Origin of the sequence: Enterovirga sp. (assembly GCF_028290205.1) — a bacterium.
In the GTDB taxonomy this organism is placed as follows: domain Bacteria; phylum Pseudomonadota; class Alphaproteobacteria; order Rhizobiales; family Beijerinckiaceae; genus Enterovirga.
In genome coordinates, this window is sequence record NZ_JAQGKF010000026.1 from 22,870 (window position 1) to 34,628 (window position 11,759).

4 protein-coding genes are annotated in these 11,759 nt (G+C 69.4%); all 4 read right to left on the bottom strand.

The window, feature by feature from the left end; genetic code table 11:
• Positions 1 to 43 precede the first annotated feature (43 nt).
• Positions 44 to 2,332: a 1,4-alpha-glucan branching protein GlgB gene (gene glgB / locus JWR86_RS02150; RefSeq protein WP_299560090.1), complete on the bottom strand. Its 2,289-nt coding sequence runs from the start codon at positions 2,330 to 2,332 to the stop codon at positions 44 to 46.
• Positions 2,329 to 5,586, bottom strand: a complete 3,258-nt coding sequence (gene treS / locus JWR86_RS02155) for a maltose alpha-D-glucosyltransferase (protein ID WP_299560093.1) — start codon at positions 5,584 to 5,586, stop codon at positions 2,329 to 2,331. The genes glgB and treS overlap by 4 nt, the downstream gene beginning before the upstream one ends.
• 127 nt (positions 5,587 to 5,713) lie before the next feature.
• On the bottom strand, positions 5,714 to 9,106 hold the full coding sequence (locus tag JWR86_RS02160) for a maltotransferase domain-containing protein (RefSeq protein WP_299560096.1): 3,393 nt from the start codon (positions 9,104 to 9,106) through the stop codon (positions 5,714 to 5,716).
• A partial coding sequence (gene treY / locus JWR86_RS02165) for a malto-oligosyltrehalose synthase (protein WP_299560098.1) occupies positions 9,103 to 11,759 on the bottom strand: 2,657 nt, incomplete at its 5' end. The genes JWR86_RS02160 and treY, both read right to left, overlap by 4 nt.

Sequence of the window (11,759 nt, forward strand, 5' to 3'; positions counted from 1 at the left end):
CGGGCCACGCCGGGCTGTTCGCGACACACCGGAGCCGGCCCGCTCATCCCACCCGCTCCAGGATCACGGTCGCGAGCGGCGGCAGCGTCAGCGACAGGCAATGGGCGTGGCCATGCGCCTCGCAGCTCTCGGCCTGCACCCCGCCGCCATTGCCGAGGTTCGACCCGCCATAGGCGGCCGCGTCGGTGTTGATGACCTCGCGGTAATAGCCGGGCAGCGGCACGCCGACCCGGTAGCCCTCGCGCGCCACGGGGGTGAAGTTCGACACCACAATGGCGATGCGATCCTCGTCGCGGCCCCGCCGCAGCCAGGCAATGACTGAGTTCTCGGCATCGTCGGCGACCAGCCACTGGAAGCCGGCCGCCTCCGTGTCGCGCTCATGCAGCGCCGGAACCGCCCGGACCGCGTGGTTCAGGTCCCGCACCAGGTCGCGCAGCCCGCGATGGAAGCCATCTTCCAGCAGGTGCCAATCCAGCGAGCGGTCGTGGTTCCACTCGCGCTCCTGCCCGAACTCGCCCCCCATGAAGAGCAGCTTCTTGCCCGGGTGGCCCCACATGAACCCGTAATAGGCCCGCAGGTTGGCGAATTTCTGCCAGCGGTCGCCGGTCATCTTGCCGAGCAGCGACCCTTTGCCGTGTACCACTTCGTCGTGGGACAGGGGCAGGATGAAGTTCTCGGAGAAGGCGTAGAGCAGGCCGAAGGTCAGGTGGTGGTGGTGGTAGCGCCGATGCACGGGCTCCTTCGACATGAACAGGAGCGTGTCATGCATCCAGCCCATGTTCCACTTGAAGCCGAAGCCGAGCCCGCCCGTATAGGTCGGGTGCGAGACGCCCGGCCATGAGGTCGATTCCTCCGCCACCGTCATGACGCCGGGATCGGCCGCATAGACGGTCTCGTTCATGCGCCGGAGGAAGTCGATCGCCTCCAGGTTCTCGTTGCCGCCATAGCGGTTCGGCACCCATTCTCCGTGCTTGCGAGAATAGTCGAGATACAGCATCGAGGCGACCGCATCGACCCGCAGCCCGTCAAGATGGTAGCGCTCCAGCCAGAACCGGGCGTTGGCGACCAGAAAGGCCGAGACCTCCTGGCGGCCGTAATTGTAGATGTAGGTGCCCCAATCCTGGTGATAGCCTTGGCGCGGGTCCGCATGCTCGTAGAGATGCGTGCCGTCGAAGAGGCCGAGCCCGTGCGCGTCGTTCGGATAGTGGCCCGGCACCCAGTCGAGCAGGATGCCGATGCCGGCCGCATGCGCGGCCTCGACGAAGTCGACGAAATCGTCCGGCGTGCCGAAGCGGCTCGTCGGTGCGAACAGCGACACCGGCTGGTAGCCCCAGGAGCCGTCGAATGGGAATTCGGTGATGGGCAGCAGCTCGATATGGGTGAAGCCCATCTCGGCGCAGTAGGGGATCAGCCGCTCGGCGAGCTCGCGGTAGGTCAGGAACCGGTTGCCCTCCTCGGGCACCCGCGCCCAGGAGCCGAGGTGGCATTCGTAGACGAGAACCGGCTTGTGGCGGGCATCGCCGGCGGCGCGAGCGGCCATCCACTCGGCGTCGCGCCAGGCCGGTTCCGGCAGCGGATGCACGATCGACGCGGTGGCCGGCGGCCGTTCGGCGTAGAAGGCGACCGGGTCGGCCTTTTCCAGCCGGACGCCGTCCGCCCCCAGGAACTCGTATTTGTAGCGCGCCCCGATCTGGACCCCGGGGATGAACAGCTCCCAGACGCCGCCGTCATGGTGCAGCCGCATCGGGTGGCGGCGGCCGTCCCAGCCGTTGAAATCGCCGATCACGCTCGCCCGCCGGGCGTTCGGCGCCCAGACCGCGAAATGAATCCCGGCCGTGCCGGCGAGTGTCACGGGTTGGGCGCCGAGCAGGCGCGGCACCGCGTCCGAGCCGACGTCGCGGATTGCCGCCATGCGCTCGAAACCCGGAATGGGGCCGTAGCTGTAGGGGTCGCGGGTCTCCTGCACCACGCCGCCGGGCCACAGGATGCGCAGCCGATAGCCGGGCCGCTCGGGCGCCGGCAGGCGGCCCACGAAGAAGCCGGCCGGATCGAGCCGCGTCGTCGGCACGGGGTCGCCGCCCCCGTCCGGCAGGATCGAGACCTCCTCGGCCCCGGGCATGATGGTCCGGATCTCCCACATCCCGCCGCCGCTCTCGTGCGGGCCGAGCACGGCGAACGGGTCGCCATGCCGGGCCTGAACGACCGCCGCCACGGCGGCGAGATCGACCTGCACGGCGGTCGGCACGGCCTTCGGAGGCCGCGTCCGGCCGCTCCGGCCGTCGGTCGAGGCCGGGCGGGCTCGCCCGGCCGGAGGGGGAGAGGCTGGGCTCATTCAACGTCTCCCGAAGGCAGGAGGGACAGGACCCCCCGCACCGGCGTCTCGATCCAGTCGGGGCGGTTGTTGGCTTCGTAATTCACCTCGTACAGCGCCTTCGACAAGAGGAAGAGGCGCAGCAGGGCCTGCCGCGAGCTGTCGTCGGACACCCAGACGGGGCTTCCGCCGACCGCCTCCTCGTAGCTCCGCAGATATTCGGCCTCGACGAGTTGCAGCCACTCGCTCGCCAACTCGGCGACCCGGGGCGCGGTTTCCGGAAGACGCGCCGCCACGTCGCGGGCGCCGTTTTCGGCCGCATAGGCAAAGCTGCGCAGCATGCCGGCGACATCGCGCAGCGGCGAGACCTTGAGGCGGCGCTCCTCGGCCGGGCGGGAGGGCTCGCCCTCGAAATCGACGATCATCACGTCGTCCTGCACGATCAGCACCTGGCCGAGGTGGAAGTCGCCGTGGATCCGCGTCTTCAGCGCCCCGACCGGGGGAGCGGCGAGCCGCTCGATCTCTGAGAAGCAGAGGTCTCGCCGTCCGAGCAGGTCCTGCACGGGGCCGGACAGGGCCGCGGTCTCGCCAAGGCCGGCCAGCGCCGCGAAGGCGCGCTCGGCCTGCGCGCGGGCGTCGGCTGCCGCGGCTTCGACATCCGCCTCGGTCATCGGCTCGGCCGCAAAGGCGGGGTCGTCGGTGGCGGTTGCGAAGGCGAGGTGCATCTCGCCCGTGCGGCGCCCCAGCGTCGCGGCGTAGCGCAGATAGGGCGCCGCCGCCTCGCCGAGCCCGTCGCTATCCGGGGGGGCGAAGACCAGCGTGTCGAGCTCGCGGCTGAGCGATTCCAGCGTCAGCCGCCAGGCGTCACCCTGGTTGCGGACAAAGCGCTGCAGGATCCCGAGCGCCACCTGCCGGCCTTCGGGATCGACATACTCGATCGTGCCAAACGTCGCCGGGGTGTTCCGGAACCCGGCCACCTCGGTCAGGAAGCGCCCCACCTCGAGTTCGGGGTGGATGCCCGATTGCAGGCGGCGGTAGATCTTGAGGACCATCTCCTCGCCGATCTGGATGGAGGTGTTCGACTGCTCGCCCGAAAGCCGCCTCACGTCGCCCGGTCCGTAGCCGGGATCGGCCGGTGCCCCGGCGGTGGCCCGGAAGACGAGGCGGCCCCCGTTCACGCTCTCGACCTCCAGCCCGTCCCGGATGGCCGCCAGGGCGGAGAGCGCGAATTCGGCCGACGACGCCGCCCCGTAGGCGAGCCCGGTGCGGCGTCCCTGCCTGACGCGTGCCACCGCATAGGGCAGGTTCGCCTCGTTCTCGCCGGCCTCGAAGGCCAGCGGCATGGAATAGGTCTGCTGCTCGCCGGAGCGGAGCTCCACCCGGAAGGAGGGCAGGAGGAAACTCTCGTCCCCGTCCCGGTTCTTCATCACAGCGTAATCGACCAGCCGCACCGACCGCACCTTGCCGCCCTTGGCCCCAAACCAGCGCCGGGTCATGATGTAGTTCGGCAGGATGGTGCGCTCGACCGCCTCGCGCTCGCGCCCCTGCAGCAGCGAGCCGAGCCCCTTGGTGAGGACCAGCGTGAACAGCTCCGGCTGGGCCGGCGGCCCGTAGCGGCTGTCCGTGCTGGTCTCGGCCTTGGAGAGCTGGAACCAGAAGAAGCCGTAGGCCGCGAGGGTCAGCAGGTAGGGGAGGTCCCCGACGCGCGGAAACGCGGTGCCGCTCGTCATCTCTACCGGAATCGCGCCGGCGAACTCGGACAGGTCGAGTTCGACGGCCTGCGGGGCGCGCGACACGTTCACCACGCACAGCATGGTCTCGCCTTCGAACTCACGCAGATAGGCCAGCACCTTGCGGTTCTGCGGGAAGAGGAAGCGCAGCGTGCCCCGGCCAAAGGCCCGGCTGCCGCGCCGCACCGCGATCAGCCGGCGCATCCAGTTGTAGAGGGAGGCCGGGATGCGGGACTGCGATTCCACGTTCACGGCGTCGAAGCCGTAGATCGGGTCCTGGATGGTCGGCAGAAAGAGCCGCGCCGGGTCACAGCGCGAAAAGCCGCCGTTGCGGTCGGGCGACCATTGCATCGGGGTGCGGACGCCGTCTCGGTCGCCGAGATAGATGTTGTCGCCCATCCCGATCTCGTCGCCGTAATACATCACCGGGGTGCCCGGCATGCTGAGCAGCAGCGAGTTCAACAGCTCGACCTTGCGACGGTCGTTCTCCAGCAGCGGCGCGAGCCGCCGCCGGATGCCGAGATTGATCCGCATCCGCCGGTCGGCGGCGTAGAAATCCCAAAGGTAGTCCCGCTCCTTGTCGGTCACCATCTCGAGCGTCAGCTCGTCGTGGTTGCGCAGGAAGATCGCCCATTGGCAGCCGTCCGGGATCTCCGGCGTCTGGCGCATGATGTCCGTGATCGGGTGCCGGTCCTCCTGCGCCAGCGCCATGTACATGCGCGGCATCAGGGGGAAGTGGAACGACAGGTGGCATTCGTCGCCGTCGCCGAAATAGGGCGCGGTCTCCTCGGGCCACTGGTTCGCCTCGGCCAAGAGCATGCGGTCCGGGTAGCGGGCATCCAGCGCGGCCCGGATCTTCTTGATGACGTCGTGCGTCTCCGGCAGGTTCTCGCAATTCGTGCCGTCGCGCTCAATCAGGTACGGGATCGCGTCGAGCCTCAGCCCGTCTACGCCCATGTCGAGCCAGAAGTTCATGGCCTCGATCACGGCATCCAACACGGCCGGGTTGTCGAAGTTGAGGTCCGGCTGGTGCGAATAGAAGCGGTGCCAGAAATACTGGCCGGCGACCGGGTCCCAGGTCCAGTTCGAGGCCTCGGTGTCGAGGAAGATGATGCGGGTGTCGGTATAGACCTGGTCGGTGTCGGACCAGACGTAGAAGTCGCGCTCCGGCGAGCCCTTCGGCGCATGCCGCGCCCGCTGGAACCAGGGATGCTGATCCGACGTGTGGTTGATCACCAGTTCGGTGATCACCCGGATGCCGCGCTCGTGCGCGGCCTCGACGAAGACCCGGAAGTCGTCCAGCGTCCCGTAGGCCGGGTTGATGTCGAGGTATTCCTGGATGTCGTAGCCGTCGTCGCGCAGCGGCGAGGGATAGAACGGCATCAGCCAGATCGCCGTGGCCCCGAGGTCGCGGATGTAGTCCAGCTTGGCGGTGACGCCGGGAAAGTCGCCGATCCCGTCGTTGTTGGAATCGAAAAAGGACTTCACGTGCACCTGGTAGATCAGGGCATCGCGGTACCATTGGGGATCGCTGCGGTCGATCATGTGGTCTGGCCGCCTCCATGCGGCTTTGGTCTTGTGAGTGCGGCGGCGCAAGCTGCGCCGCCGTTCTTCGTCCCGGGCGCGCCCGCACGGTCGGCCACATTGGCTGTCCCGGTCGGGGCGCGGATTGTCATGGCCTCGCGGCAGGCGCGCTGAGCCGCCAGATGATGGCCGACCGCTCCGCCGGATCGAGCGCGATGCGGTGCGACTTGCCGTGCAGCTGGAATGTGTGGCCGCCGAGGAGGTCCTCGACCTCGACGGTGCCGTGATCGGGCAGGCCGAGCTCCCAGAGCGGCACCTCGTAATCCGATTCCTGCCGCTGATGCGGATCGAGATTGACCAGGATCAGCAGGACGTTGTCCCTCGCCGGCGTCGTCCGCAGGTAGGACAGGATCTGGTCGTTGCCGGCCCGCAGGAAGGTGACGTTGCGGAAGTCCCACAGGGCCGGGTTCTCCCGCCGGATGCGGTTCAGCTTGGTGATGTGCTCGCGGATGTGACCCGGCCGGTCGAAATCCCAGGCCCTGATCTGGTACTTCTCGGAATCGAGATACTCCTCCTTGCGGTACAGGGCCGCCTCGCAGAGCTCGAAGCCGCTATAGATGCCATAGGCCGAGGACAGCGTGGCGGCGAGCGTGCCGCGCACAATGAACCCGGCCCGCCCGCTCGTCTGGAGATAGACCGGGTTGATGTCGGGCGTGTTGGCAAAGAAGTTCGGCCGGTAGTATTCGCTCATCGGCGAATGGGCCAGCTCCGTCATGTATTCCGTCAGCTCGGCCTTGGTGTCCCGCCAGGTGAAGTAGGTGTAGCTCTGCTGGAAGCCGATCTTGGCGAGCTTGCGCATCATCTTTGGCCGCGTGAAGGCCTCGGCCAGGAAGACCGCGTCCGGGTAGCGACCGTTCACCTCGGCGATGAGCCACTGCCAGAAGGGCAGGGGCTTCGTGTGCGGGTTGTCGACGCGGAAGATCCGCACCTTCTCCCGGCACCAGAACAGCACCGTGTCGCGCAGCGCGTACCAGAGTGATGGCAGCGACTTGCCGTAGAAGGTGAGGTTGTAGATGTCCTCGTATTTCTTGGGCGGGTTCTCGGCGTATTTCATCGTCCCGTCGGGACGATACTCGAACCATTCGGGATGCTCGGCGATCCAGGGATGGTCGGGCGAGCACTGCACGGCGAAATCGAGCGCGATCTCGAGTCCGTGCGCATGCGCGGCGGCGACCAGCCGGCGGAACGCGTCGAGGCCGCCGAGATCGGGATGAACGGCGTCGTGCCCGCCCGCCTCGCCGCCGATGGCATAGACCGAGCCGACATCGCCGGGCTCCGCCGTGAGCGCGTTGTTGCGGCCCTTGCGGTTGCGGATGCCGATCGGATGGATCGGCGGGAAGTATAGGACGTCGAAGCCCATGTCGCGCACATAGGGCAGGTGCGCGATCACGTCGTCGAAGGTGCCGTGCCGGTTTGGGTCGTGGCTCGTCGAGCGCGGAAACAGCTCGTACCAGGCGGAAAACCGGGCAGCCAGCCGGTCGGCCTGGACTCCGAGCTCGCGCGGATAGCGCGACAGGTTCAGCCGTTCGGCGTGGCGGGCGATCAGGGTCTCGTGGTGGTGGTCCAGGATCACCGCGAGTTGCCCGGGCGAGCCCTGACTGGCGGTCCGCAGCCGCCCGACGATCTCGGCCAGCGCGGCGCCGTCGACGCTGCCGGCGGCTCGGCCGGCCGCCGCCTCGGTGATGCGCACGCCCTCCATCGTCTCGAGCCGCACATCGACGCCGGCCGCCCGCTTGGCCTCGATCTCGTGCCGCCAGGACGCGAAGGGGTCGCGCCAGCCCTCGATGGTGAAGACGTAGCGGGCGTTGGTTTCGAGCGGGAAGGAGCCGGTCCAGCGGTCGTTCTCGACCGGCCGCATGGGCGCGCGCCGCCACTGCGCCTCGTGGGCGGGCCGATACAGGATCTCGGCCGCGATGGCGTCGTGGCCGTCCGAGAAGATGTCGGCCCAGACCTCGACCACGTCGCCGACCACCCGCTTGATCGGCGTCAGCCCGCCATCGAGTTCGGGCCAGACGGTCTCGATCACGACCCGGCCCTGGCCGTCCGGCGCCGTCTCGGGATAGCTCTTCGCGCCGGAGCGCTCGCCCGACAGGATCCGGACCTCGCCCGGCGCCAGCATCACCGGCGTGCCGGGCTGGAACACGATGGGGGCCTCGCCCGGCGTGCGGTCCAGGAAGGGCCCATGCAGCCCGCCCGTCCGGGGCAGGATCTCGCCGGGATCCACCGTCGCTGCGGCCTCGCCCGGATTGGCCAGAACCAGCACGGCGGAGGACGATCCTTCCGGGTGGCCGGCATCCGTGCGCAGAAGCGCCAGATAGGGCGCGTCCAAGGCCGACAGCTTGACCGCCGCGCCCTCGACATTGGCCGCCGGCAGCTCGGCCTTGAGCCGGTTGATGGCGGCGATCCGGTCCGAGATGTCGATGCCCGTTTCCCGCTCTCGGTCGGCCGGCGTGGTGTCCACCACGTGCAGCTTGGTCCGGTCACCCCATTCGTAGCCGATCGGCATCAGCACGCCGGAGGAGAAGAAGGCCGCAAGCGCGTAGCGCATGGCGAGGGCGCGCTCGGCCTCGGCCCGTGCCTCGGGCCCGAAGGCGGCCGCGACCCGCTCCATGTCGTGGTTTTCCGGAAAGGCGATCGACGGCGCCAGGAGCCGCAGCCGCTCGTAATTCTCGAGCGCCCAGGGCTTCCGGAAGTCCCACCAGGCAAAGGAGTTGAACAGGTAGTCGAAGCCGGCTCTGGCCGTCGCGACCGCCTCTTCGTCCGAGCAGCCAAGCGTCTCGGCCGCGAACAGGCAGCCCGGATCGCGGCCTTTCGCGCCCGAAATCAGCCGCGTCCAGACCTCGGGCGGCACCTTGTAGGCCGCGTCGCAGCGGAAGCCGGCGATGCCCAGCCCCTGCATCCGGGCAATGTAGGAATCCCAGTAGCCGATCAGGAAGTCCCGCGCCGCCGGGGTCGCATAGTCGAACTCCGCCAGGTCGCCCCAGACGGTGCGCTTGCTCGGATCGTCAGGATCCACCGCGTAGGGGCTCTCGAGCTCGCCCCACATGTTGCGGAGAAAGGCGTCCGGCCGCTCGCCGGCCAGGACCGCGTCCTTGGAGGCGTGGTTCACGACCAGATCGCTCATGACGCGCAGGCCGTGGCCCTGGGCGGCGTCGACAAAGGCCCGGATCTGCTCGTCGTCCGCCCCCCCGTCCGGGTCGCGGAAGCGCGGGTCGAGCTTGGACACGTCGCGCGTGGCGTACAGGCTGCCTGAGAAGCCCGCCTCGTGGAACGGGTTCACATAGACCCAGTCGAACCCCATGCCGGCGATGCGCGGGAGTTCGGCGGTCCAGGCCGAAACGGTGCCGACCAGCAGCGGAAACAGGTTGTAGATGCGGGGACCCGACGGACCGGACCGGTCCGGGGCCGCTGCGGCAGCGGGGGCGGGCTCGCCCGGTGCCGGCGTTTCTGGGCTGCGAGACTTGCGGGCGCGGGCCTTCATGCACTCCTCCTCAGGACCGCAACGGGCAGCCGCGCGAAAAGCTCCTCGGCCGCGACCCCGGTTTGGTCGGCTTCGACGGGACGGTCGTCCAGCAGGTTGCGCCACACGCCCGCCGGCAGGGCCAGACGGGTGCCGGCCCAGTCCGGGCCGGCGGCGCCGAGCCGGGTCACGGCGGCGACGAGTTCCTCCCCGCCCGCCATGCGGGCGAAGGCGAGGACGTGGGGCGCGGCCGCGCCCGAGGCGGGAAGCGGCTGGTAGTCGCCTTCGGCGTAGAGCGTTGGACAGGCGGCCCGGTCGGCCAGCAAAGCCGCCGTGACGCTCTGCTTTACGCGCCCGTCCGGCCAGAGCGCGATCAACTCGGTCGGGGAGCCACCCGCCTCGAGCGCGGCGGCGGCGCCCGCGTAATCCACCGGCCGCCGGTTGTCCGGGTCGACCAAGGACAGGTCCCAGAAGGCCGTGCCCTGATAGGTGTCCGGGACGCCCGGAACCGTGAGTTTCAGCACGGTTCGGGCGAGCCCGTTGCGCATGCCGGCCTCGGCGAGGCGGCGCGCGAAGGGGCGCATGCCCGACAGGAAGGCGGAACCGGGCTGCAGCAGCGTGTCGACCAAGCCCTGCGCGGCGCCCTCGTAGGCGGAGTCGGTGTTGACCCAGCTCGTGTGGCGCTTGGCCTCGCGCAGCGCCTTCTCGGCATAGCCGTGCAGGCGTTCGCGCCAGGTGGCGAGCACCGCCTCGTCGTCGCGGTCCAGCAGTTCCATCGGCCAGGAGCCGAGCAGGGACTGGAGCAGGATGTACTGGTCGTTGCTGTCGGGCGCGGCGGCCTCACCGACCTGCGCAAGGTGCGGGGTGACCGTGTCGCGCCAAAGCGCCAGCGCCTCTTCCCAGGCCTCCGGCATCTCGGAGAGGGCAGCCAGCCGGGCGCGGGCGTCCTCGCCCCGCTTGGTGTCGTGCGTCGCAGTCGCGATCATGCTGTCCGGCCACACCCGTGCCCGCTCCGCATTGGCGCGGTGGAAGAGCTCGACCTCCATGCCGAACTCGGCCGGGTCCCCGCCCACCTCGTTCAGCGAGATCAGCCGGCCGTAGCGGTAGAACAGCGTGTCCTCAAGGCTCTTGGCCATGACCGGGCCGGTGAGCTGCTGGAAGCGTCGGCGGAACCGCGCCACGTGATCGGCGGCGGGCCGGCCGGGCCCGCTCGTCTCGATCCGGCCGAGCAGGGCATCGGCCGCGAAATCGTGGACGGAGCGGTCCGGCAGCGCCGAGTGGCGCTTGGCGCCGTCGATGGTCGACTGGATCAGGGCGACATCCTCCGGCGAGGCCTCCGCCTCGGTCAGGTAGGAGCGATAGACGGGGAAGCGGGCGATGATCTCGGTCAGGGCCACCCGCATGCCGTAGACCGTGTAGTCGCGGGTGCGCCGGTCGCCGTCGGCGATGCGCTTCAGGTCGGACAACAGGACCTCGAGCTCGCTCGCGAAGGAGCTTTGCAGGATCTCGGCCTTGGCGGCCCGCAGGAGGTCGAAATAGCGCCCCTCGACGCCGGTGAACCGGCGGTAGATCGCCTCAAACCGCCCGCCCTCGCGGCGGTCCACCAGCACCCCGTCGATGAGGTTGAGCACGTCGTAGCCGGTGGTGCCGGAGATCGGCCAGGGCCGCAGCGCCTCGCCGGGCTCCAGGATCTTCTCCACCACGATATAGAAGCCGGGGCCCGCCGCGGCCTGCAGCGTCTTCAGGTAGCCTTCGGGATCGGCCAGCCCGTCGACATGGTCGATGCGCAGCCCCTGCACCTTGCCGTCGCGCACGAGCCGCAGCACCAGCTCGTGCGTCTCCGCAAACACCTCCGGCAATTCCACCCGGATGCCCGCGAGGCCGTTGATGTCGAAGAAGCGGCGGTAATTGATGTCGCTCGCCGCCACCCGCCAATGGGCCGGCCGGTAGCTCTGCATTTCCAGGATGCGGTGCAGGGTGCCGAAGCTTTCGGGCAGGCCCGGCACGCCGTTGACCACCGCGACGGCCCGCTCCACCGCGCGGGCGAGCTCGGCCGAGCCGCCCACCGCGACCGCAAGACGGCGCTTCAGCGCCTCGCCCTCCTCCGGGAACAGCGCGCGCCGTTCCGGCAGCCCTTCATCCCCCATGGCCCGGAGCCGGTCGGAGACCGCGATCAGCTCGGCATGGCCCTGCAGGGCATCCAGCGCAGCAAGGGCCCGGTCCAGGATCAGCGGGTAGGACAGGGGCGAGAGCGGCAGCCGGTGCTCGTGGTGATGGACGCTGAACGAGCCCTCGCCGGCGTCGAAGGCGAGCCGGAGATCGCCTCGTTCGAGCGCCTCGCCGTAGCGGTCGCCCAGCACCGGCACGACGAGCTTGCCGCCGGCCCCGAGCCGCTCCCAGTCGATGTCGAAGGTCCGGGCCCGGGGCGACAGCTCGCCCCATTCGAGCACCGACAGCCAGGCCCCGTTGTCGGCGCCGCCGACCCCCATGTGGTTCGGCACGATGTCGAGAACGAGGCCGAGCCCTTGGTCGCGCAAGGCGTTCGACAGGCGGTAGAACCCTTCCTCGCCGCCGAGCTCGGGATTGATCCGGGCATGGTCGACGATGTCATAACCGTGGGTCGAGCCGGGCCGCGCGGTCTGGATCGGCGAGGCATAGACGTGGCTGATGCCGA

Coding starts and splice junctions, on each gene's coding strand:
- glgB (WP_299560090.1), bottom strand. CDS start 2,332: ATGAGCCCAGCCTCTCCCCCTCCGGCCGGGCGAGCCCGCCCGGCCTCG.
- treS (WP_299560093.1), bottom strand. CDS start 5,586: ATGATCGACCGCAGCGATCCCCAATGGTACCGCGATGCCCTGATCTAC.
- JWR86_RS02160 (WP_299560096.1), bottom strand. CDS start 9,106: ATGAAGGCCCGCGCCCGCAAGTCTCGCAGCCCAGAAACGCCGGCACCG.